The sequence below is a fragment of the Micromonospora sp. NPDC049051 genome (assembly GCF_043197575.1).
Classification (GTDB): domain Bacteria; phylum Actinomycetota; class Actinomycetes; order Mycobacteriales; family Micromonosporaceae; genus Micromonospora.
Genome location: NZ_JBICTL010000004.1, coordinates 1 through 21,735, shown reverse-complemented (window position 1 = coordinate 21,735; position 21,735 = coordinate 1). Strand labels below are relative to the sequence as shown.

Genomic DNA, 21,735 nt, shown 5'->3' with positions numbered 1-21,735 from the left:
AGTGGAGTCGAGCCATGACCGAGCCGAGCACGACCGTGACCGGGCTGACGCCGACCACCGACGTCGTGTGTTACCACCACGAGGAGGTCAAGGCACCGCTGCTGCGCGACGCCGTCCTGCCCGTCGCCGAGCGGTTGCGCGACGCCGGGCTCTCCGTCCACCTGGAACGGCACTGGCTGCACGGCCCGCACGTACGCCTGCGGCTGCGCGGTCCCGAGGCGCACCGGGCCACGGCCGCCGCCGACGCCGCCGAGACGCTCCGTGCCCACCTGGCGGTGGCGCCGTCCCGCGCCGGGCTCGACGAGGAGCTGCTGCGGCGCCGCTCCGAGGCGGCCGGGCGGGCCGAACTCGTACCGCCCCCGTACGACCCGATCCAGCCGGACAACACGGTGCTGGTGACCGACGGCGACCAGGCTGCCCTGGCCGCGCTGCTCGGTACGCCGGGCGCGGTCGACTGCCGTGCCGACATCCTCGCCGCCGGGCTGGCTCCGGTACGGGTGTCGCTCGATCAGCTCGCCCTCGTCGGAGACGCCCAGGCCGCCCGGGTGGGCGTCGTGGTCACCGCCATGGCCGCGCACGCGGACACCTGGCCGGGACGGCTGCTTTCCGGCTACCACACCTTCCTGTCCCACCTGGAGGACTTCCTCTTCGGCGAGCGGGACGACCTCCTGCGCCCGCGCTTCGCCGCGTTCGCCGAGCGGGCCGGCGGGAGGTACCACGACCTGGTCCGACAGGGGGCCACCCCGGACACCACCGAGCCGGTGGCGGCGGCGTGGCGGGCCTGGAGCGCGGCCGCGTGGCGGATCGCCGAGCGGGCGTACGACGCGGGTGCGCTCAACGGGGCGTTCTCCGCCGAGTTCCGGCGCCGCACCACCTCGTTCGACGACGCCACGGCGATCCGGTGGGACCTGAGCCGTCGCGGGGCGAGCACCTACCACCAGGCGCTGGAGGCGTCGGGCTTCCAACAGATCGCCGCGAGCCGGGAGTTCCAGGTCTACCGGTTCTGCACGAACATGCTCTACCAACTGCTGACGCTCTGCGACGTCGCGCCGCTGGAGCGGTACCTCGGTGCCCACCTGCTCGCCGAGGCGACCCAGGAGATCCACGGCGTGTCGTGGCAGGACGCGCTCACCGCCCGCACCGGATGACCCGCGTGGAGGCGACGTGGGCGAGGTGATCCTGCGACCGGGCGCGCTGGTCCGGGCGGTCGAGGGCGGGCTCCTCGTGGGCGGCTGGTGGTCCGGTTCCGTGGTGACCTGCCCGCCGGTCGCCGGCGAGCTGTGGCAACGGCTGGAGCCGCTCCTGCGCCGGGGCCTCGACCCGGCGACCGCCACCCTGGGGCTGCCCGACCGGACCGCCAGGGCGGTGGGTTGGCTGCTCGCTCTCCTCGCCGAGCACGACGTCCTGGTCGACGCCCGGTTGGCGCGGGACACCCACCCGTTGGCGCCCTTCCTGGCCGGGCTCGCGCCGGACCCGGCCGGGGCGCTCGACGCGGTGTCGCGGCGCACGGTCGCGGTCATCGGCGACGGCGACCTGCCGCCGGCCGTACGGGCGGTGCTGGCCGCATCCGGGCTGTCCACCGGGGACGACGCGGACCTGGTCGTGTGGGTACGCACGGGGAACCCCGGCGAGCGCCGGCAGCCGCCCGGTCCCCCAGGAGGCGCGACCCGGCAGCCCGGCTCCTCCCGGCCGGCGGTGTTGCCGGTGACGATCCGGCCGGCCGGCGCACTGATCGGCCCGCTGGCCCCGGCCGGTCACCCCGCCGCCACAGGCCAGGCCACCGCAGACCAGGCCGCCACAGGCCAGGCCACCGCAGGCCAGAACACCGCAGCGACGGCCGCCGCAGGTCAGGCCGCTGGGCCGGCAACCGCCCACCGGCTGCTGCCGTACCTGGTGGCGCACGAGGTGGTACGCGCGCTGGCCGGGCTCGCCGACGGCACGGCGCTGTCGCTGCGCGGTGGGAGTGTCCAGCGCGTCGGCGAGCCGACGGCCCGGCAGCCTTGGCCGCTCACGGCGTGGACTGAAGCATCCGCCGGTACCCCTGCGTCGGCCACCGGGGCACCCGCCCATGCCCCGGTGCCGGTCACCGGGGCACTCGCCGATGACCCGGTGCCGGGCACGGGGGCGGCGGCGGGAGCGGTGCCCGCCAGGCCACGGGTCGACCCCGACACCGGACTCCCCGGTCCGGGCGCAGCGGACGACGGCCCGGTACGGGTGACCGGAGACGACGACCGCCTGGTCCGGGCGATCGCCGTCAGCACCTCGACCGTACGACGACGGACGGACCGGCCCGTGGTGGTGGGCGTCGGGACGGACTGGCCGGCGGTCCGGCACCTGGCCGAACAGCAGGCCGCCCACGCGGCCGGGAGGGCGTACCTGCCCGTGCGGGCGCGCGGGACGGCGATCGAGATCGGCCCGCTGAGCAGCCCCGGCGTCGGTGGCTGCCTGCGGTGCGCGGACACCCGGCATCAGGCCGTCCTCGGTGCCGGGAGCGCCGCCGCACTGCTCGCCGAGGGCCGGCCGCTGCCACTGCCGCCGTACTGGCTGGGGCTGATCGGGGAACTGGTCGCCGGCCAGCTCGCCGACGACGCCGACCCCCGCGTCGCCAGCGTGCTGGCCGTGCGCGACGGCCCGGTCGGCCGGCACCTGATCCGGGCGGTGCCGGACTGTCCGGCCTGCGGGGACCTGCCACCCGACTCGGCCGGTGCCGCCACCATCGTCCTGCGCCCCCGGCGGCAGCCCGCACCCGAGCGCCTACGGGTCCGTCCCGAGCCGCCGGACCTGGCCGTACTCCGCGCCGAGCTGGTCGACCCCCGGTACGGGCCGGTCACGCGCGTCCACTCCGACCGGCAGGGTCCACTCGCGCTCGCGGCGGCCGAGATGCCCGTCCCCGGCCGGTCCGGTCGGGTCGGTGGGTACGGTCGGGCGGCGGACCAACCGACCGCGCAGGTGCTGGCCCTGCTGGAGGCGGTCGAACGGGAGGCCGGGCGCTGCCCGCAGGGCCGCTGTACGACGACGCTGGGCAGCTACCGGGAACTCGCCGCCGACGCCGTCGACCCCGCCCGGCTGGGCCTGCCGGAGCCGGAGGCCGTCCGCCACCCCCGGTACCGGCTGGCCCCGTACACCCCGGACGCGGTCACGTCGTGGGTGTGGGCGTACGACCTGGTCGGTGGCCGGCCGGTCCTCGTGCCGGAGCACGCGGCCTACTACGGCGTGGAACGCGCCGGGACCGCCCGGTTCCTCTTCGAGTCCTCCAGCGGCTGCGCGGTGGGTGGCTGCCTGGAGGAGGCCATCCTGCACGCCTGCCTGGAGACGATCGAGCGGGACGCCTTCCTGCTCACCTGGTACGCGGGCCGTACGCCAGCGGCTCTGGCGCTGCCGCCCGACGTCGATCCGCTGACCCGGCACCTCGCCGACCGGATCGCGGCGGAGGGCTACCGGCTGCACCTGCTCGACGTCACCAGCGACGTCGGAATACCGGCTGTCTGGGCCCTCGCCGTCACCGACCGGGCCGACCGGGGCGCGACCTTCTCCGCCGCCGGGGCGCATCCCGATCCCCGCCGGGCCGCCGCGGCGGCGATCCTGGAGGTCGGGGTCAACGTGGCGGTCGCGGCGAAGGTGGCCCGCCCGCCCCGCGACCGGCTGCTCGCCATGCTCGCCGACGCCGACCTGGTGGACGACCTGGGCGACCACACCGCCCTGCACCTGCTGCCGGAGACCCTGCCCCGCTTCGACTTCGCGCTCTCCGAGGCCGCCGCCGGTCCGGCGCGACCGCTCGACGACCACTTCGCCGGCTGGCGCGAGCGGTGGTCGCACTCCGACCTGACCGAGGTGCTGCGCCGGGTCGTCGACGCGATGGCCGCCGCCGGGACGCCGCCGCTGGTGGTGGACCAGACCGGGCCGGACGAACGACGCCTCGGGCTGGCCGCCGTCAAGGTCCTCGCGCCCGGGGCGGTGCCGATGACCTTCGGACACCTCAACCGGCGGGTCGACCTGCCCCGCCTGCGGCAGGCCCGGCTCGCCGCACCCGACCACCTGATCCTGCCCCACCCGTTCCCCTGAAGGAGAGCCGAGCATGGGTCGCTGGTCCGCCCTGCACGTCCACCTGCACGCCGGTCCCGGAAGCACCGAGACGGTGCTGCGGGAGCACATCGTGCCGACCACGACGGACCTGCTCGCCCGGGGCGAGATCTCCTCGTGGTTCTTCGTCCGGTACTGGGAGGGCGGCCCGCACCTGCGCTGGCGGGTGGCCGACGCGACGCCGGAGACGGTACGGCGGATGCGTGCCGGACTGGTCGAGGCGGTGGCCACGCTGCCGCCACCGGACCGGGAACTGCGTCCGGCGGACTGGTACGGCCAGTTCGGGGTGCACGCCTCCGACCAGACCGACGCGGGGCACGGGGCCGGCGGTGGGCCGGAGCTGGGCTGGCACCCGCACGGCACGGTGCTCGAACAGCCGTACCGGCCGGAGGTCGACCGGTACGGTGGCCCGGACGCGATCGGTGCGGCCGAGGAACTCTTCGCCGCGTCCAGCCGGGTCGCCGCCGCGCTGCTCGACGCACCGCCCGCCCGGCGCCGGTCGACCACCGTGGACCTGCTGTTCGGGTTCCTCACCGCCAGCGGTCTCACCGGGCACGAGGCGGTCCGGTTCCTGCGCGGCTACGCCAACGGCTGGACGCTCGTGCCCGAGGCGCACGGCCAGGACCTCGGTCTGGCGCTGGTCGCGGCGGAACGCGACTTCCACGCCGACGCGTCCGTCTACCCGGCCCGGCAGCGGCTCATCGCCGACATCGTCACGCGGAACCGGGGTGCCGGCACGTCGGTGAACTACTGGGCGGACGAGGTCGCCGCCTACGTCGAGCGGCTACGAGCGCTCGACGGGCAGGGCCGACTGCGCGGGACGGTGCCCGGCATCCTCTCGTCGCAGCTGCACATGCTGCACAACCGCCTCGGGCTGAGCATCCCGGCCGAGTGCCATCTCGCCTGGTTGGCGTCGCTGGCGTACGCCGCACTGGCCGCCGCGCACGGCAGCGCGCCGACTGCGGGTGTCACCACCGCGCCGGATTTCCACGCCGACGGGGTCGACGCGCCGGACCGGGCGTACCACGAGCGGTCGAAGTTCGTCCGTTCGCGGTGGCCGAGCCAGCGTCCCCGTGCGGTCGAGTCCGCGCCGGGGCGGCCCCTCCCGCCCGGTGCCGTGACGCTGGCACTGCCCGAGCCGACGCCGGGCGCGCTCGCCGACACCGCGCTCGCCGAGGCGTTGCTGAACCGCCGCACCCGCTACGACTTCGGCGGCGGGGAGCCCGACGTGGCGGACCTGGGCCGGCTGCTGCGCTACGCGGCGGGTGACACCTCGCCACCGGGCAGCGACCAGCGACGGCTGGCGTACCCGACTCCGGGCGCCCTTGCGACCGCCCGACTGCTGGTGCTTCCCCGGCGGGTCGCCTCGGTGCGGGCGGCGCTCTACGAGTACCTGGCGCAGGGGCACGCCCTCCGGCGGCTGGCACCCGATCCGGGCACCGACCGACTGGCCCGGGTCGCGCCGCAGTTCGTACCCACCGGAACCGACGTTCCGCCCGGGTCGAACGGGCTCGACGTCGAGACGGTGCCGCTCTGGCTCTTCGTGGTCGCGGACCTGCGACGGGCCAGGGCCCGGTACGGGCTGCGCGGCTACCGGTTCTCCGCCATGGAAGCCGGCCACCTCGCCCAGAACCTGCTGCTCGCCGCCACGGCCCTCGGGCTGTCCGCCGCCCCGCTCGGCGGCTTCTTCGACGACGAGCTCAACCACCTGCTGCTGCTCGACGGGCTGGACGCCAGCGTCTTCTACGCCCTCGCCCTCGGCTGAGGACGGACCCCCGAGCCAGCCGACGGACCAGCCGACACCGACGGGACCAGGCAATACCGACGGCCCGGCGACACGACGGACCCAGCCGGTGCCGACGGACCAGGCGGTGCCGACGGATTCAGCCGGCGTCGACCCACCAGGCGATACCGAGGGGGCAGGCGGTGCCGGGTCAGACCGTCGTGCGGGAGAGGACGGCGAGTTCGGCGGCGGCCGCGGCGACGATGGCGAGGACCAGCGGCCACGGAGTGCCGACCAGGGCGTAGAGGAGGATCAGCGCCGGCGCGACGGCCGCCGCGTAGACGGCCAGCGCCAGGACGCGGTCGGAGCGGAGCAGGCTCGGCAGGATCGTCCGGGACAGGCCGGGCAGCCGGGCGGCGAAGCGCCAGAACACCAGGGCCCCGCCGAGCGCCGCGAACGCCGCCGCGAACCGGGACACCCCGCCGCTGCCCGGCGCCATGCAGGCGATCAGCACGGCGGTGATCATCGTCCAGCCCGCCGCGTAGATCACGAGCTGCCGCAGGCCGAGCGAGATGGTCCGTCCGGAGTCGACCCGGCCGGGGCTCATCGCGGCGGCCTCGGCCAGGTGTTCCAGCGCCTCGCTCCAGCGCCGCTGCTCCAGCCGCAGCACGCCGATGTCGTGCCGGGCCTCGGCGAGCTGCGGGTCCAGCCGCAGCGCCTCCCGGTAGGCCCGCTCGGCCAGGTCGAACATCTGCATGTTCGCCGCCACCAGCCCGAGCACCAGGTGGGCCTGCGGGTTCTCGGGGGCCAGCTCCACCCCGCGCCAGGCCGCGTTCAGCGCCGGCTGCCCGTTGCGGGAGCCGGCCAGGATCGCCGCCGCGCTGCTCTGCGCGTACGCGTCGTCGGGGCCCAGCGCCAGGATCCGGTCGGCGGTGCGGGCCGCCTCGGCGTACTCCTCCAGATCGCCGAGGGCGAGGGCCCGGGCGACCAGTGCCGGGACGCTCTCCGGGGCGGCGGCGACCGCGGCGTCGGCGGCGGTACGCGCCTCCGTCGGCCGGCCGGCCGCGAGGTGGACCCGGGACAGCATGGTCAGCGCCCCGGCGTCGGCCGGGTCCAGGGCGACAGCGTAGGAGACCTCGGCTGCGGCCTCGTCGTAGCGGCCGAGCTCGGCGAGGAGCTGGGCGCGCTGGAGGTAGCCGTCGGCGGCGGACCGGTCGGAGGCGGCGTCGCTGGACATCGCGGCGAGCCTAGGCGGCCGGGGCGTCGTACACCAGGGCGACCGCGATGCCGGTGAGGCCCTCGCCGCGCCCGGTGAAGCCGAGGCCGTCGGTGGTGGCGGCGGAGACCGTGACGGGTGCGCCGACCGCCTCGGAGAGCACCCGCTGGGCCTCCTCGCGGCGCGGGCCGATCTTGGGCCGGTTGCCGACCACCTGCACGGAGACGTTGCCGATCTCGAAGCCGGCGGCCCGCACCCGGCGGGCGCTCTCGGTGAGCAGGGCGACGCCCGACGCGCCGGCCCACTCGGGCTGGCCCACCCCGAAGTTGGCGCCCAGGTCCCCGAGGCCGGCCGCCGAGAGCAGCGCGTTGCAGGCGGCGTGCGCGGCCACGTCGGCGTCCGAGTGCCCGGCCAGGCCGTCCTGGTCGGGCCAGTGCAGACCGGCCACCCAGCACGGCCGGCCCGCCTCGAAGGCGTGCACGTCGGTGCCGATGGCCACCCGGGGAACGATCATGCGAAGAGGGTACGCGTCAGGCGCCCGTGGCGAGCAGGTGCTCGGCCAGCGCCAGGTCGAACGGGCGGGTGACCTTCAGCGCGTACTCCGAGCCGGGGACGCAGGCCACCGGGACGCCCTGCTTCTCAACCAGGCCGGCGTCGTCGGTGAGCGGGTCACCGGCGGCGGCGTGCGCGGCGGTCAGCACCGCCCGGCGGAAACCCTGCGGGGTCTGCACCGCGCGCAGGGCGGAACGGTCGACGGTGCCGAGGACGACCTCGTCGGCGCCGACCTCCTTGATCGTGTCGACGACGGGAAGCACCGGGATCACCGCGTCGTGCCCGGCGCGGACGGCCGCCGCGACGGACTCCACCAGTTCGGGTGGGGTCAGCGCCCGGGCGGCGTCGTGCACGAGGACGATCTCCGGGCCGGCGGGCACGGCCGCGAGGGCGGCGGCCACCGACGCCTGCCGCTCGGCGCCGCCGGGCACCACGGTCACCGGGGCGACCGGGGCGAGCAGGTCACGCACCGCCGTCACCTCGGCGGCCGGGGCGGCGACGACGATGGTGTGCACCGACGGCGCGGCGGCGAGCCGGCGGACCGCGTGCACCAGCAGGGGTTCCCCGCCGAGCAGCCGCAGCGCCTTGGGGCGGCCGGGGCCGAGCCGTACGCCGGCACCGGCCGCAGGCACGAGGACCGCGACGTCACCGCACGGATTGAGCTGCGCGGTCACGTCGCGGTCCTCGGTGTTTGTTCGCTACGAATCGGGTACGACGATGCTGTGGGGACTAGGCCTCGGTGAGGACCTTGTCGAGCAGCGTCTCCGCCTCGTCCTTGGTGCTCTTCTCGGCCAGCGCGACCTCGCCGACCAGAATGTCGCGGGCCTTCGCGAGCATGCGCTTCTCACCCGCGGAGAGACCCCGCTCCCGCTCCCGACGCCACAGGTCGCGCACGACCTCGGCGACCTTCAGCGGGTTACCGGAGGCCAGCTTCTCCAGATTCGCCTTGTAACGCCGCGACCAGTTGGTCGGCTCCTCGGTGTGCGGTGCACGGAGCACGTCGAAGACCTTGCCGAGGCCCTCTTCGCCGACCACCTCGCGCACACCCACGATCTCGGCGTTCTCGGCGGGCACCCGGACCGTCAGGTCACCCTGTGCGACCCTCAGGACGAGGTATTGCTTGGGCTCGCCCTTGATGACCCGAGTCTCGATTGCCTCGATGAGTGCGGCCCCGTGGTGGGGGTAAACAACGGTCTCGCCGACACTGAAAACCATAGGTTCGAAACCCCTTTCGCTGTGTCTAGGGTAACACGCTCAGGCACCGATGTCTCACCGCTGTCCTGACCGTTGGCGCAGCTCAGGGGCCCTGTGAGAGGTCTTTCTTCAGCTTGACAGGCCGCCAAACCAGTGGTTTGACCACGCTCCGTAACGCTCAGATGACGTCCCGGTACGAGTGACGCGAACGTCGAGATCAAGGGCTATGCGCTCCTCCCATGGTAGCCGGCCGGGCGGGTACGCGCCCAGGTGTAGCGGCAGCCGGCCCCGTGCGGGACGCTGGAGGTCGAGCCGCTGTCCGCTCGCCGAGACGTCCTGGGGGTCCCCGATGGGCAAGCCCGACGCAGACGGCCCCGGGCTGCCCGACCTGCCGCCGGAGTGGGGTCGGGTGGTCGTACCGGACGACGCCTCCGCCCTGGCGGCCGAGGCCGAACAACTCCGACGCGAGCTGCGCGGGACGCCCCGCCACTCCGTCCCACGTGCCGTGGCGCGGTCACCCCTCGCCCTGCCTCTGCTGGTGCTGCTGGTGGCGGTGCTGACCACTCTCGCCGGCCTCGCGGCGGTCACCTGGCCCCGGTCCGGCCGGTCCGCCCCGGAGCCCTCCCCCGGCCCGTACGCGCCGCCGGCCGGATCCGTCGGTCGACCGCTGCCCGCGCTGGACCTGGTCGACGCGGGGCAGTCGCCGGTGCCCCTGCGTGGACTGGTGCCAGCGATGATCATCCTGGTGGACGGCTGCCCCTGCCCGGACGACGTGACCACCGCCGCCGCCCTGGCACCGGCCGGCGTCACGATCGTCACCGTCGCCGACGACCGGCCCGTACGCGTCACGTCGCCGCCGGGCGGGGCGACCGTACGACCGCTCGCCGACCCGGCCGGCGGGCTGCGCGCTTTCCTGCACCTGCCGGCCCCCGCCGGCGCCACCACCGCGCTGCTGGTGGACCGGTCCGGCGTCCTCGTCGGGGTGGTGCCCGAGATCCGCTCCGCCGAGGACTACCGCGCCGACCTGGCCCGTCTCGCCGCCTGAGCCGCCCGTTTGGCGGAAAAAACCGCGCAGTCAGCCCAGGGCGACGAGTTGCGCCTCGACCCGGAGCGGCTCGGCGTTGGCGCTCGACAGCGAGACCTGGAACGGCCCGCCCCTGCCGGTGACCTCCGTCGCCGTGACCGAGCCGTCGCAGGCGCTGGTGATCGGGTCCGCCGCCCACGCCCCGTCGACCACGATCAGCAGCTCACCGGGGCCGACGCAGCGGTACTGGAGCAGATGACGGGCCCCGCGCTCGGCGGAGGCCTGCTTGACGATCCCTCCCGTCGGCCGAAGCAGCCCCTGGACGCTCCAGACCGTGTCGGGGAAGCTGTCCAGCGCTCGACGCCCGCCGCTGTCCTGACGTCGCCCGCTCCCGGCACGGCGCGTTTCCGGGTCACCGGCGCCCACCCGCGCCGCCGCGCCGCCGCGCGGATCCACCTGAACCACCGCGCCCGTGCCTGGATCCACCCGGACCGTCACGCCGCTGCGCGGATCGGTCCGGAACGCGACACCGCTGCCCGGATCGACCAGCCAGAAGTTGACGGACTGCCCGGACCTCTCAGCCGGCACGACGGCCCGGACCCTCGCCTCCGGCTGGACGGCCGGCGAGCCGCCCGACGAGTCCGCCACGAGACCGGTACGGGGCGCCTCGGCCTGCCACCACCAGCCGCCGCCGACCAGCGCGGCCAGCCCCACCGCGGCCAGCACGGCGGTGCGCAGCCGGTCGTCGGGCCCGACGGGAGTCGAGTGCTCACCGGCACCTGGCCGGTCTGCCGCATCGGCGTCCATTACCGAAGAGTAATCGCATCTCGCGACCGCCTCACCCCTGTCGTTCGAGCAGGGCGGCGTAGAGGGTCAGGCCGGGGCCGAACGCCAGCATCACCACCCGGCGGGGCGGCGACGCGGCCCGGCGCAGCCGGTCGAGGATCAGCAGCACCGTCGGCGACGAACAGTTGCCGTGCTCGTCCAGCGTCGCCCGGGACGCCGCCAGTCCCTCCGGCGGCAGGGCCAGCTCCCGCTCGACCACGTTCAGGATGCGCGGGCCTCCCGGGTGCGCCGCCCATCCGTCCACCTCGGACAGCGTCGTACCGTGCCGGGCCAGCAGCCCTCCGACCAGGCCCCGTACGTGCGTGGAGAGCACCTGCGGCACCTTCGGCGACAGCCCCATCCGGAACCCGGTGTCGGTGACGTCCCAGGTCATGTGGTCGGCCGTCGAGGTGTCCGTCACGGAGATGACCTCGCGCAGCGCGTACCCCCGGCCGTCAGGGACGACCACGGCGGCGACGGCGGCGTCCGAGAAGAGCGCGTGGGAGACGATCTGCTGGGTGTCCACGCGGGCGCTGGAGGGCTGGATGTGCAGGCTGGTCAGCTCCGCGCAGAGCAGCAGCGCGGGCCGGCCCCGGGCGGTGACGAAGTCGCCCGCCGCACCCAGCCCCGGCAGGGCGGCGTAGCAGCCCATGTGCCCGACGAACATGCGCTGCGTGTCCGGGGCCATGCCCAGGTCCCGGGCGAGCAGGATGTCCAGCCCCGGGGTGGCGTAGCCGGTGCACGAGCAGACGACGAAGAGCCCGATGTCGCCGGCGGAGAGGCCGGCGGCGGTCAACGCCCGGCCCACCGCCTCCTTGCCCAGCGGCAGCGCCTCCACCAGGTAGCGGCGCATCCGGCGCTCCGTCGGCCAGTCCGAGACGTCCTCCAGCAACGGGTTCACGGCCGCCTGGCGGCGGGTGACCCCCGAGTGCGCGAAGATCCGCTGTGCCAGCGCGCGCGTGCTGCCGGAGAAGTGCTTCGAGAAGAAGCCCTCCCACAGGTCGTCCTGCGCGGCGGACGGCGGATGCGCCGTCCCCAGCCCCGCGATCACCGGTACGGCCACCATGCCCACCTCTCGTCCGGCCTTGCGCACCGGGCGGCCGACCCCGCCCCTGGACGGGCCCCCGTTGCGTGCGCCCGCGCGTCCGCCGCCCCGGCGGACTCCCCACGCTCACCAACGAGGAACCGTTGCGTCGCGGTCCGGGTCCCCGCCCAGCGCGGCGATGCCGAGCCAGTCCGCGCAGACGTCCGACGTCGCCGGGTGCAGCGAGCCGCAGCGGGCATCCCGGTAGAGCCGCTCCAGCGGATGTCCCCGCCGGGTCGCGGACGTGCCGGCCGCCTCCAGCATGGACGCCGCCACCTCGGCGGCGGTGGTGCCGGCGAGCAGCTTCGCCCGCCAGACCCAGCGGTTCGTCTCCGCGTCGCCCGGGGCCTCGTCCACCCGACGGGCCGCCTCCGCGACCACCAGCTGGGCCGCCGCCACGGCCGCGTCGGCCCTGCCGAGGCGGGACCGGACCGCCGGCAGGCCGGCGAGGTTGCGGGCGTTCAGCTGCTCGGCCGCCGCGTCGACCGCCGCCCGGGCCACCCCGACGTAGACGGCGGCGTAGCTGGCGACCAGCCAGTGCGGCATGAGCTGGGCGACCACCAGGGCCAGCCCCTCCACGCCGCCGAGCAGCCGGTCGGCCGGCACGCGCACGTCCAGGTGCAGGTCGTGCGAGGAGGTCGCGCGCATGCCCAGCGAGTCCCAGGTGGGCTCGACCGTCAGGCCGTCGCCGGCCGGCACCAGGAACTGCGAGACGACCGACTGGTCGACGGCGCTGCGGGCGGCCACCAGGTAGCCGTCGGCGTGCCCGGCCCCGGAACAGAACGTCTTGCTGCCCTTGAGGTGCCAACCGCCGTCGACCGGCTCGTAGACGGTGCTGAGCTGGGACAGCCGGGCGCCGGCGCCGCGCTCGCTCATCGCCACGGCGTACCAGGAGCCCTGGGCGGCGGCGGAGAGCAGGCGGTCCCGGGCCGCCAGCGCCTCGTCCGGCACCCCGAGCGCCTCGGCCAGTTCCTCGGTGACAGCGCCCAGCGCACCGGTGACCGAGGCGTGCATGTTGAAGACCAGGGCGGTCGCGCCGTTGCCCCGGGCCAGCTCGGTGGCGACCGCCGCGTACTCGGCGAAGGTGGCGCCCATCCCGCCGAGCGCGGTGGGGACCATCAGGCCGAAGAGCCCCGCCTCGCGCAGGTCCCGGAAGTCCTCGACGGGGAACGAGCCGTCCCGGTCGTGTTCCGCCGCCCGGGCGGCCAGCCTCGGTGCCAGGCGGCGAGCCGCCTGGAGCGCGTGCTGCGTCATACAGCCCCCTTCTCGGCCCTCTCCCTACCCAGGGACGGGCACCGCTATCCGCTCCGCGTGCCACGCCCCTGGTAGAGCACGGCCGTCGACCAGGTCGGCACGATCCGTGGCGTGGGGCCGGCAGCCGCCGTGTGGGGAGAGTCGCCCGGCGTCGCGTACGGACGGGCGGCGGCGCGCATCCGGCGGAGCAGCCAGCCGAGCAGGCCGGGCACCCCCGGCCGGACGCCCCGCACACGCAGGTCGACGCCGTGCCGGGCGCACTCGGCCACCAGCGCCCGGGCGTCCACGAACAACCGTGGATCGTGGATGCCCCTCGGCACGGTGGGCAGTTGCTCGGCGACCCGTACGGCGAGCAGCCGGCTCAGCGCCGTGTCGTTCAACGTGTCCAGGACGAGCAGGCCGCCGGGCCGCAGCAGCCGGCACGCCTCGGCCACCGCCCGCCGCCAGTCCGGCACGTGTTCCAGCAACTCGCCCGCGGCGACCACGTCGGCACAACCGTCGGCCAGCGGCACGGCCGTCGCGTCGCCGTTGACGACGATCACCCCGTGCTCGGCGGCCTGTTCCAGGGCCGACCGGGTGAGGTCGACGCCGACGTGCCGGTAGCCCTTGCCGGCCAGGTGCGGGGCGAGCAGCCCGGCGCCGCACCCGAGGTCGACCAGGAGGGCACCGGGGCGCGACGCCGCCGGCACGAGCGCCGCGCGGGCCTCGGCCAGCCAGTGCAGCATCGCGAACACGCCGTCCGGCCGCCACCACTCGCCGGCCAGGTCGTCGTACTGGCGCGGATCGTTGCGTGGCAGGGTACGGCCAGCGTCCGGCATGGATCGAGCGTGGCACGACTGCCCGGTAACGACCAGACTTCCCCTATGTCGCCATCGGTGCTAGGGCTGGTCAGGGCGAGTCACCCCGAGCCGGCCGCCGCGGTCACCACCGTGGCCGGGCTGCTGGCCTGGGGCGTCGGGCACCGGCCCGCCGGGGTCGTCGCCGTGGTGCTCACCGTGGCGTCCAGCCAGTTGGCCGTCGGCTGGGCCAACGACGCGCTCGACGCCGACCGGGACGCCACGGTCGGGCGTACCGACAAACCGGTCGCCGCCGGCGAGGTCGGCCGGCGCGTGACGGCCGTGGCCGCGGCGGTGGCCGCGCTCGCCACCCCGGCGCTGGCCCTGGCGCTGGCCACCGGAGCGACCGCCGCGCTCTGCGCCACCCTCGGGCTGGTCTCGGCGCTGCTCTACGACTGGCCGCTGAAGTCGACCCCCGTCTCGGTGCTGCCCTACGCGGTCTCCTTCGGCTCGCTGCCCGCCTTCGTCGTGCTGGCGCTGCCCGGGGCGGTGCTCCCGCCGGTCTGGCTGGTCGCCGCCGCGGCCTGCCTGGGCGCCGGGGCGCACTTCGCCAACGTCCTGCCCGACCTGGCCGACGACGCCCGCACGGGGGTGCGCGGGCTGCCGCACCGGCTCGGTCCCGCCGGCAGCCGGGCCGCCGCCGCGCTGCTGCTGCTCGCGGCGACCGCCACGCTGGTCCTCGGGCCGCCCGGGCCGCCGTCGGGGGCCGGCCTCGCGGCGGTCGCGGCCGCCGTCGTGGTGCCGCCGCTGAGCTGGTACGGCGGGCGCGCCGCCGCCCGGTCCGGGGGTCGGCAGGTGGCCGCCTTCCGGGCCGTGATGCTCGTGGCCGTCATCGACGTCGTCCTGCTGGTCACGAGCGGTCGGCTGGTGTAGGGCCCGCCCCGCGGGTGGCATGTACGGGTCGGCGTGCGGGCCCGGATCAGGCCCAACTACCCTGGAGCGCGGTCCGCGCGGGCAGGGCCACCACGCCCGGCGTGAGCACCGGGTGGCATCGTGACGAGGAGGACCGACGTGACGCGCTCGATCAGGGGTTCCCGGCGGGCGGCCCTGCTGCTGACCGGGATGGCCGCGGCGACCGGGCTGCTGCTGTCCGGCTGCGGCGCCGGCCAGGTCTCCGAGACCGCCAACAAGGAGCCGTCGGTCCAGGGCGTCAACCTGTCGGCCGGCAACGGCGAGTACGCGGTCCGCGGCCTGCTGGTCGCCTTCCCCGGCACCGAGGGCTACCGGGCGGGTGCCGACGCCGTGCTGAGCGCCGTGCTCTACAACGACTCGCCGAACCCGGTGACCGTGACCGTGACCACCGACAGCGCCCGCGAGGTGGTGATCACCGGCGCCGGCGCCACCGCCAGCCCGTCGGCGTCCCCGAGCGAGTCGGCGTCCGAGTCGCCGTCGCCCGAGCCGTCCGGGTCGGAGTCGCCCAGCCCGGGCGCCTCGGAGAGCCCCTCGGAATCGGTCAGCCCGGGCGCCCCGGAGAGCCCGGCCCCGGCAAGCCCCGCCGCGCCGGCCGGCGAGCCGGCCCGGATCGAGATCCCGGCGCAGAGCTACGTGCGGCTCAACACCGAGGGCGGTCGGGTCCTCCGGCTCATCGGCCTGAACGAGTCGCTGCGCTCCGGGCAGAACGTCGTCGTGACCTTCGACTTCGGCAACGGCCAGACGGTCACCGGCCCGGCGCCCGTCGCCGTGCCGCTCACCCCGGCCGCGCCGCCGTCGCAAATCACCGAGCGGCTGGGCGGCTACGAGGGCCAGGAGGAGGGCGGCCACTGACCCGCCCCGTTTCGACCGGAGACACCGCCGGCGTGGCGACCACCACGCCGGCGGTGTCTTCGTCGTACGGGGGGACTAACGTCCCGGTGTGACCACCTCCCGATCGACCTCCTCCCGTGCCGGTGGGGCCGGCGGGCGCGGCCGCGCCGCCGCCCGCGAGCCCCGGCCGGCCTACGAGTGCGACGCCTGCGGGCACCAGCCGCCGAAGTGGGTCGGGCGGTGCCCGGAGTGCGGCGAGTGGGGCTCGGTGGTCGAGTGCACGGTCACCGGCCCGACGGTCTCCGGCAAGGTGGTCAGCTCCCGGATGCCGGCCGAGCCCGCCCGGCCGATCGCCACCATCAGCGCCGCGCCGGCACGGGCCCGCCCCACCGGGGTCAGCGAGCTCGACCGGGTCCTCGGCGGTGGCCTGGTCCCCGGCGCGGTGGTGCTGCTCGCCGGTGAGCCGGGCGTCGGCAAGTCCACCCTGCTGCTCGACGTGGCCCAGCAGTGGGCCGCCGGCGCCGGCAGCCCTTCGCTGGTGGTCAGCGGCGAGGAGTCGGTCAGCCAGGTCCGGCTGCGTGCGGAGCGGATGGGCACCCTGCACGACCAGCTCTACCTCGCGGCCGAGAGCGACCTCGCCGCGGTGCTCGGTCACCTCGACGCGGTCAAGCCGGGCCTGCTGGTGCTCGACTCGGTGCAGACCATCTCCACCACCAACGCCGAGGGCGTGTCGGGCGGGGTCACCCAGGTGCGGGCGGTCACCGCCGCCCTGGTCGCGGTGGCCAAGGAGCGGGGCATCGCCACCGTGCTGGTCGGCCACGTCACCAAGGACGGTCAGGTCGCCGGTCCCCGGGTGCTGGAGCACCTGGTCGACGTGGTGCTGCACTTCGAGGGCGACAAGCACTCGTCGCTGCGCATGGTGCGCGGCGTCAAGAACCGGTTCGGCGCCGCCGACGAGGTGGGCTGCTTCGAGATGCACGAGGGCGGCATCAGCAGCCTGGCCGACCCGTCCGGGCTCTTCCTGACGCGTTATTCGGAGCCGGTGCCCGGCACCTGCGTCACGGTGGCGATGGAGGGGCGCCGGGCCCTGGTCACCGAGGTGCAGGCGCTGATCGGCGCGACCGTGGCCGGCTCGCCCCGGCGGACGGTCTCGGGGCTCGACTCGGCCCGGCTCGCGATGGTCCTGGCCGTGCTCCAGCGGCGCACCGAGCGCCTGACCCTGCACGACCGGGAGGTCTTCGCGGCCACCGTCGGGGGCATCCGGGTGGTGGAGCCCGCGGCCGACCTCGCCGTCGCCCTCGCCGTCGCCTCGGGCGGGCTCAACCTGGCCATCGCGCCGCACCTGGTGGCGATCGGCGAGGTCGGCCTGACCGGCGAGGTACGCCGCGTCGGCGCGGTGCCGCGTCGGCTGGCCGAGGCGGCCCGGCTCGGGTTCCGACTCGCCCTGGTGCCGACGGGTTGCGGTCCCGACAGCACCGGCGTGACGCCGGAGCACATGCGGGTGATCGAGGTGACCGACGTCCGCGCGGCGCTCCAGGCCGTCGCCCGGGCGTCTGCGGAGTGACCGTGGGTGACCGACGGCGGCACGCATACTCCGATACCGGGCAGCTCGGACGCCGGCCCACGGTCCGGGCGTGGTGGGACATCGTGACACATCACAGTAACCACGACAGCACCCACCGCAGGGCAGTCCGTAGACTGTGCCCGTGCCGATCGACCGCGACACCGCCAAGCCTGCCGGCGCGACACCCCACGCCCGCACCGGCGCCGTGGGCTCCCCCGCCCGCCCGATCAGCGTGAGCGTGACCGGCGGCGCCGGAGGCGCCGGCGACCCGCTGCGGGCGAACCTGGCCCTGATGGCCCCGGGCACCGCTCTGCGCGACGGCCTCGAGCGCATCCTGCGCGGCCGGACGGGCGCGCTGATCGTCCTCGGCTACGACAAGGTGGTCGAGGGCCTCTGCACGGGCGGTTTCCCGCTCGACGTCGAGTTCTCCGCCACCCGGGTGCGGGAGCTGTGCAAGATGGACGGCGGCGTCGTGCTCTCCAGCGACGGCACCCGCATCGTGCGGGCCGCCGTGCACCTCATGCCCGACCCCACCATCCCGACCGAGGAGTCCGGCACCCGGCACCGCACAGCGGAACGGGTCGCCCGGCAGACGGGCTTTCCCGTGATCTCGGTCAGCCAGTCGATGCGGATCATCAGCCTCTACGTCAACGGCCAGCGGCACGTGCTGGACGACTCGGCGGCGATCCTGTCCCGCGCCAACCAGGCGCTCGCCACGCTGGAGCGCTACAAGCTCCGGCTGGACGAGGTCTCCGGCACCCTCTCCGCGCTGGAGATCGAGGACCTGGTCACCGTACGGGACGCGGTCGCGGTGGTGCAGCGGCTCGAGATGGTCCGCCGGATCGCCGACGAGATCGCCGGCTACGTGGTGGAACTGGGCACCGACGGTCGCCTGCTGGCCCTTCAACTCGACGAGCTGATGGCCGGCGTCGACGCCGACCGCACCCTCGTCATCCGGGACTACCTGCCGACCGGCCGCAAGTCCCGCACCCTCGACGAGGCGCTGGTGGAGCTGGATCTGCTCGGCGCGACCGAGTTGATCGACCTGGTCTCGGTGGCCAAGGCGATCGGCTACCCGGCCGCGTCCGACGCGCTCGACGCGGCGGTCAGCCCGCGCGGCTTCCGGCTGCTGGCCAAGGTGCCCCGGCTGCCGGTGACCGTGGTCGACCGTCTCGTCGTGCACTTCGGCAGTCTCCAGCGCCTGCTGGGGGCCACGGTCGAGGATCTCCAGGCCGTCGAGGGGGTCGGCGACGCCCGGGCCCGGGGTGTCCGCGAAGGGCTCTCCCGGCTCGCCGAGGCGTCGATCCTCGAACGCTACGTCTGACCAGGCCCTATGCCGCGCCCGACCGGCGGGGACGCGATCGCCCAGTCGGTGACGGGGTCGCTCAGTCGGTGACGGTGAGCTTGACCGGCTCGCTGAGCTTGGTGCCGACCCGGGCGAAGACCTGGTACGTCCCCGCCTGCGGGTGAGGGCCCGCCGCCAGCCCGTTGGCACACTTGGTGGTGTCACGGCCGTTCCAGCCCACCTGGTAGGAGCGTTCGAAGCCCGGCGTGAAGGACTGCACGTCGGAACCCTGGGCGGTGCCGCACGTGTCGGACGACCAGATCTTCTCGGCCCCCGACTTGATGAACAGCTCCTGCGCGGAGGCGCCGACGTCGCGGCTGCACGTCCGCTCGGAGCGATTCTTGATCTTGAGCTGGAGGTCCACCACGGCACCCCGGACCACCGAGGAGGGCTGGGCCACCGGGGTCACCGTGATCTCGGCGTCCGTGCAGGCACCGTCATCGGCGGCCGGTACGACCGGCGCCACCGGCGGCGAGTCCGTGGTGACCGGGCCGTCCGACGGGTCACCGGCGGCGGGGCCACCACCCGGCGCGCCCGACGCGGGGCCGCCGGTCTGGGGAGTGAGCACCGAGCCGGTGGGCTCCGGCGAGGCACCGGGTGACGTCGCGCCCGCAGTGGGCTGCGCGTCACCGCCCCTCTTCGCGTTCCGGTCCGAACCGGTGCACGAATAGAGCAGGACAATCAGGAAGAGAAGCCCCGCTCCGAGTACGACGGCGCGACGCCGCCAGTAAACGGCGGGGGGCAGGGGGCCGACCGTCAGACGCATGATGCCCCCACCGTAGCGGCGCGGGGCGCGCCAGCACCGCGCGACGCGCCGAGTCCTCCACGGCTCACCCCACTCGACCTCCACTTGCGACGGTTCCGCCTGCCGACCGTGTCCTACCGGCGACGCTGGGTCGCCGCGCCGCCGCCACTCAGAGGTACACCTTGCGCTGGTAGATGGCGTGGGCGCCGGCGACCCGGTCGAGGAAGAGCAGGCCGGCGCAGTGGTCGATCTCGTGCTGGAGGGCCCGCGCCTCGAACCCGTCCGTCACCAGCCGTACGGGTCGGCCCGAGCCGGGCAGCACGCCCTCCACCACCAGCCGGCTCGCCCGCTTGACGTCCCCGGTCAGGTCGGGCACCGACATGCACCCCTCGCGGGCCACCTTCCACCGGCTCGCCTCGACGACCCGCGCGTTGCACAGCGCGAAGGTGCCGTGCACGGTGACCGCCTTCGGGTGGCCGGTCACGTCCACCGCGAAGACCTGCGCCCCCACGCCGACCTGCGGGGCGGCCAGTCCCACGCAGCCCGGCGACACCCGCATGGTGGCGATCAGGTCGGCGGCCAGCCGTACCGTCTCCGCCGCCGTCGGGTCCACCTCGTCGCCGGGCCGGCTGAGCACCTGCTCCGGCGCGGAAACCACCGGCCGCACCTCCCCCGGCACGGCCAGGGACTCCGGGGTCCAGTCGCCGAGGCCGACGTACGCCCCGGCCTCCGGGTCGTGTCCGGCGCCGGTCACAGCAGGTCCGGATCGGCCGGCCGGAGGGTCACCCCGACACCCAGCTCCGCAGCCGTCGCCGTGAGCCGCCCGGCCAGTTCGTCGGCCGTGCCGGGCGGCAACTCCACCTCGGCGACCACCACGTAGAGCGAGCCGGTCAGCCGGGTACTCAGGTCGGTGACGTTGCCGCCGGCGTCGGCCAGCACCCGGGTCATGGCCGCCACGATGCCCATCCGGTCCGCGCCGTGCACCGACATCACGTACGGCTCGCCGGCGGAAGCCGTCTCACCGTCGGGGGTGACGGCGCGTACGGTGGCCAGCAGCTGGCCGTCGGCGGAGAGCGGCGCCAGCGCGGCCTCGACGTCGGCGGCGGCCGGGCCCACGCAGACCAGGGTCATCGCGAAATGACCCCGCAGCCGGGTCATCGTGCTGTCGGTGAGGTTCGCGCCGAGCCGGGCGAGCACCTCGGCGACGTCGGCCACGATGCCCGGCCGGTCCCGGCCGATGACGGTGATCGCGAGCTCGTTCATCCGGGCATTCTGCACGATCCACGCGCGCCCTCCCCGCAGCGCCCCGCCCGTACGCCCAGCCAGCGGGACGGTAAGCGGTCCCCGTCGCCTCTCGTCGCCCGCGCCACGGCGGTCGTGGGCCGCGTGACATCATCGGCGGCGCGATGACTGAGCCCACTTTCGCCACCCTGGTCAGCCGGTGGTACGAGGAGAACGCCCGCGACCTGCCGTGGCGCGGGCCCGACGTGAGCCCGTGGGCCATCCTGGTCAGCGAGGTCATGCTCCAGCAGACGCCGGTCGTCCGTGTGGTTCCGGCCTGGGAGGCCTGGCTGGCGCGCTGGCCGGAGCCGGCCGCACTGGCGGCGGACAGCCCCGCCGAGGCGATCCGGATGTGGGGGCGGCTCGGCTACCCCCGCCGGGCGGTACGGCTGCGGGAGTGCGCGCTGGCGATCGTCGAGCGCCACGGGGGCCGGGTCCCGGACCGGCTGGACCAACTGCTGGCCCTGCCGGGCGTCGGCACGTACACGGCGCGGGCGGTGGCCGCGTTCGCGTTCGGCCAGCGGCACCCGGTGGTCGACACCAACGTACGCCGGGTGGTGTGCCGGGCGATCGCCGGCGAACCGGACGCCGGGCCGGCGACCCGCCCGGCGGACCTGGTCGCCACCGAGGAACTGCTCCCCGCCGAACCGGCCGCCGCCGCCCTGGCCAGCGCCGCCTTCATGGAGCTGGGCGCGGTGGTCTGCGTCGCCCGCTCACCCCGCTGCGGCGCCTGCCCCGTCGAGTCGGTCTGCGCCTGGCGCGCGTCCGGCCGCGAGGCCCCCGCGGGTCCGACCCGCCGCCCCCAGCGGTACGCCGGCACCGACCGCCAGGTACGCGGACTGCTGCTCGGCCTCCTGCGGGAGGCGACCGCGCCGGTGCCGCACCAGCGGCTGGACCAGGTGTGGGCCGACGACGTCCCGCGGTCCCGGGCCCTCGCCGGGCTCGTACGCGACGGTCTCGTGGAACCGGTCGGCGAATCCTCGTTCCGCCTCGTCGGCGACGGGCCACCGGTCCCGCTGGCCTGACGGCCTTCGCCGGGCGCACGGATCCCCGACGGTACGGGCCCTGGCTGTCGCGCCCGCCGGAGGTGGCCCGGGTGCGGGACGAAGCCTCCTGTGCACGCCGAAAGGGCCGGTCCCCGTGATCGGGGGCCGGCCCTTTCGTGGTCTTGCGGGTGGGTCAGGAGGTGTAGCCGCGGGTGGCGATCCAGTCGGCGAGGTTGTCGATGTTCATGCGGTAGGAGGCCTGGTTGGGGTTGGCGGAGTCGGC

20 protein-coding genes and 1 pseudogene are annotated in these 21,735 nt (G+C 75.4%); 9 read left to right on the top strand and 12 right to left on the bottom strand.

The window, feature by feature from the left end; translation table 11 throughout:
* The first annotated feature begins 14 nt into the window (after positions 1-14).
* The 3 genes from ACGFIR_RS16755 to ACGFIR_RS16745 are packed head-to-tail and all read left to right on the top strand — an operon-like array spanning position 15 to position 5,845.
* Entirely contained in the window at positions 15-1,148 is a 1,134-nt protein-coding gene (locus tag ACGFIR_RS16755; RefSeq protein ID WP_393145866.1) for a lantibiotic dehydratase C-terminal domain-containing protein, read from the top strand.
* 16 nt (positions 1,149-1,164) lie between these two features.
* Positions 1,165-4,062, top strand: a complete 2,898-nt coding sequence (locus ACGFIR_RS16750) for a TOMM precursor leader peptide-binding protein (protein WP_393145864.1) — start codon at positions 1,165-1,167, stop codon at positions 4,060-4,062.
* Between the two features lie 13 nt (positions 4,063-4,075).
* Entirely contained in the window at positions 4,076-5,845 is a 1,770-nt protein-coding gene (locus tag ACGFIR_RS16745) for a thiopeptide-type bacteriocin biosynthesis protein (protein ID WP_393145862.1), read from the top strand.
* Between the two features lie 169 nt (positions 5,846-6,014).
* Here ACGFIR_RS16745 and ACGFIR_RS16740 read toward each other — a convergent pair whose 3' ends face one another.
* From ACGFIR_RS16740 to ACGFIR_RS16725, 4 genes are read right to left on the bottom strand one after another with little or no spacing between them, the layout of a single operon-like run.
* A complete protein-coding gene (locus ACGFIR_RS16740; RefSeq protein WP_393145861.1) occupies positions 6,015-7,040 on the bottom strand; it encodes a tetratricopeptide repeat protein in 1,026 nt (341 codons plus the stop codon).
* A gap of 10 nt (positions 7,041-7,050) precedes the next feature.
* Positions 7,051-7,533, bottom strand: a complete 483-nt coding sequence (gene ispF, locus ACGFIR_RS16735; RefSeq protein WP_392998004.1) for a 2-C-methyl-D-erythritol 2,4-cyclodiphosphate synthase — start codon at positions 7,531-7,533, stop codon at positions 7,051-7,053.
* Between the two features lie 16 nt (positions 7,534-7,549).
* Positions 7,550-8,245 (bottom strand): 2-C-methyl-D-erythritol 4-phosphate cytidylyltransferase, encoded by a 696-nt coding sequence (gene ispD, locus ACGFIR_RS16730; protein WP_392998003.1) that lies wholly within the window; start codon positions 8,243-8,245, stop codon positions 7,550-7,552.
* Positions 8,246-8,300: 55 nt separating this feature from the next.
* Positions 8,301-8,786, bottom strand: coding sequence for a CarD family transcriptional regulator (locus ACGFIR_RS16725; protein ID WP_007073334.1), 486 nt, complete (start codon positions 8,784-8,786; stop codon positions 8,301-8,303).
* Positions 8,787-9,114: 328 nt separating this feature from the next.
* Here ACGFIR_RS16725 and ACGFIR_RS16720 point away from each other — a divergent pair, with 328 nt between their 5' ends.
* Positions 9,115-9,810, top strand: coding sequence for a hypothetical protein (locus ACGFIR_RS16720; RefSeq protein WP_393145860.1), 696 nt, complete (start codon positions 9,115-9,117; stop codon positions 9,808-9,810).
* A gap of 30 nt (positions 9,811-9,840) precedes the next feature.
* Here the strand turns inward: ACGFIR_RS16720 and ACGFIR_RS16715 are convergent, their stop codons facing one another.
* The 4 genes from ACGFIR_RS16715 to ACGFIR_RS16700 form a co-directional block, all read right to left on the bottom strand.
* Entirely contained in the window at positions 9,841-10,596 is a 756-nt protein-coding gene (locus ACGFIR_RS16715) for a hypothetical protein (protein ID WP_393145858.1), read from the bottom strand.
* A gap of 31 nt (positions 10,597-10,627) precedes the next feature.
* Positions 10,628-11,686, bottom strand: a complete 1,059-nt coding sequence (locus tag ACGFIR_RS16710; protein WP_392999368.1) for a type III polyketide synthase — start codon at positions 11,684-11,686, stop codon at positions 10,628-10,630.
* 99 nt (positions 11,687-11,785) lie between these two features.
* Complete coding sequence (locus ACGFIR_RS16705; RefSeq protein WP_392998000.1) at positions 11,786-12,952, bottom strand: acyl-CoA dehydrogenase family protein; 1,167 nt, start codon at positions 12,950-12,952, stop codon at positions 11,786-11,788.
* A gap of 44 nt (positions 12,953-12,996) precedes the next feature.
* A complete protein-coding gene (locus ACGFIR_RS16700; RefSeq protein ID WP_392997999.1) occupies positions 12,997-13,770 on the bottom strand; it encodes a methyltransferase domain-containing protein in 774 nt (257 codons plus the stop codon).
* Between the two features lie 45 nt (positions 13,771-13,815).
* On the opposite strand from ACGFIR_RS16700, the gene ACGFIR_RS16695 reads away from it, so the two are divergent.
* From ACGFIR_RS16695 to disA, 4 genes are all read left to right on the top strand, one after another.
* Positions 13,816-14,661 (top strand): UbiA family prenyltransferase, encoded by an 846-nt coding sequence (locus ACGFIR_RS16695; protein WP_393145856.1) that lies wholly within the window; start codon positions 13,816-13,818, stop codon positions 14,659-14,661.
* 138 nt (positions 14,662-14,799) lie between these two features.
* A complete protein-coding gene (locus ACGFIR_RS16690) occupies positions 14,800-15,552 on the top strand; it encodes a hypothetical protein (protein ID WP_392997997.1) in 753 nt (250 codons plus the stop codon).
* Between the two features lie 88 nt (positions 15,553-15,640).
* Positions 15,641-17,095, top strand: coding sequence for a DNA repair protein RadA (gene radA, locus ACGFIR_RS16685; protein WP_392997996.1), 1,455 nt, complete (start codon positions 15,641-15,643; stop codon positions 17,093-17,095).
* A 142-nt stretch (positions 17,096-17,237) separates the two neighbouring features.
* Entirely contained in the window at positions 17,238-18,419 is a 1,182-nt protein-coding gene (gene disA / locus ACGFIR_RS16680; RefSeq protein ID WP_392997995.1) for a DNA integrity scanning diadenylate cyclase DisA, read from the top strand.
* Between the two features lie 61 nt (positions 18,420-18,480).
* Here the strand turns inward: disA and ACGFIR_RS16675 are convergent, their stop codons facing one another.
* The 3 genes from ACGFIR_RS16675 to ACGFIR_RS16665 all read right to left on the bottom strand — a co-directional run bounded on the left by ACGFIR_RS16675 (position 18,481) and on the right by ACGFIR_RS16665 (position 20,448).
* On the bottom strand, positions 18,481-19,206 hold the full coding sequence (locus ACGFIR_RS16675) for a hypothetical protein (protein WP_392997994.1): 726 nt from the start codon (positions 19,204-19,206) through the stop codon (positions 18,481-18,483).
* 148 nt (positions 19,207-19,354) lie between these two features.
* Positions 19,355-19,939 carry a peptide deformylase gene (locus ACGFIR_RS16670; RefSeq protein WP_392997993.1) on the bottom strand — a complete coding sequence of 195 codons (585 nt, stop codon included), beginning with the start codon at positions 19,937-19,939 and terminating at the stop codon, positions 19,355-19,357.
* Positions 19,936-20,448 (bottom strand): glycine cleavage system protein R, encoded by a 513-nt coding sequence (locus ACGFIR_RS16665; protein WP_392997992.1) that lies wholly within the window; start codon positions 20,446-20,448, stop codon positions 19,936-19,938. Before ACGFIR_RS16665 ends, ACGFIR_RS16670 begins: the two co-directional genes overlap by 4 nt.
* 143 nt (positions 20,449-20,591) lie before the next feature.
* Between ACGFIR_RS16665 and ACGFIR_RS16660 the strand changes: the two genes are divergently transcribed.
* On the top strand, positions 20,592-21,491 hold the full coding sequence (locus ACGFIR_RS16660) for an A/G-specific adenine glycosylase (protein WP_393145854.1): 900 nt from the start codon (positions 20,592-20,594) through the stop codon (positions 21,489-21,491).
* Between the two features lie 154 nt (positions 21,492-21,645).
* Here the strand turns inward: ACGFIR_RS16660 and ACGFIR_RS16655 are convergent.
* Positions 21,646-21,735 (bottom strand): annotated as a pseudogene (locus ACGFIR_RS16655) (phytochelatin synthase); the annotation flags it as partial.

Excerpts from the sequence above, each read along its gene's own strand:
- ACGFIR_RS16755 (WP_393145866.1), top strand. The coding sequence starts at position 15 with ATGACCGAGCCGAGCACGACCGTGACCGGGCTGACGCCGACCACCGAC.
- ACGFIR_RS16745 (WP_393145862.1), top strand. The coding sequence starts at position 4,076 with ATGGGTCGCTGGTCCGCCCTGCACGTCCACCTGCACGCCGGTCCCGGA.
- ACGFIR_RS16740 (WP_393145861.1), bottom strand. The coding sequence starts at position 7,040 with ATGTCCAGCGACGCCGCCTCCGACCGGTCCGCCGCCGACGGCTACCTC.
- ispF (WP_392998004.1), bottom strand. The coding sequence starts at position 7,533 with ATGATCGTTCCCCGGGTGGCCATCGGCACCGACGTGCACGCCTTCGAG.
- ACGFIR_RS16725 (WP_007073334.1), bottom strand. The coding sequence starts at position 8,786 with ATGGTTTTCAGTGTCGGCGAGACCGTTGTTTACCCCCACCACGGGGCC.
- ACGFIR_RS16720 (WP_393145860.1), top strand. The coding sequence starts at position 9,115 with ATGGGCAAGCCCGACGCAGACGGCCCCGGGCTGCCCGACCTGCCGCCG.
- ACGFIR_RS16715 (WP_393145858.1), bottom strand. The coding sequence starts at position 10,596 with ATGGACGCCGATGCGGCAGACCGGCCAGGTGCCGGTGAGCACTCGACT.
- ACGFIR_RS16705 (WP_392998000.1), bottom strand. The coding sequence starts at position 12,952 with ATGACGCAGCACGCGCTCCAGGCGGCTCGCCGCCTGGCACCGAGGCTG.
- ACGFIR_RS16700 (WP_392997999.1), bottom strand. The coding sequence starts at position 13,770 with ATGCCGGACGCTGGCCGTACCCTGCCACGCAACGATCCGCGCCAGTAC.
- ACGFIR_RS16695 (WP_393145856.1), top strand. The coding sequence starts at position 13,816 with ATGTCGCCATCGGTGCTAGGGCTGGTCAGGGCGAGTCACCCCGAGCCG.
- ACGFIR_RS16675 (WP_392997994.1), bottom strand. The coding sequence starts at position 19,206 with ATGCGTCTGACGGTCGGCCCCCTGCCCCCCGCCGTTTACTGGCGGCGT.
- ACGFIR_RS16665 (WP_392997992.1), bottom strand. The coding sequence starts at position 20,448 with ATGAACGAGCTCGCGATCACCGTCATCGGCCGGGACCGGCCGGGCATC.
- ACGFIR_RS16660 (WP_393145854.1), top strand. The coding sequence starts at position 20,592 with ATGACTGAGCCCACTTTCGCCACCCTGGTCAGCCGGTGGTACGAGGAG.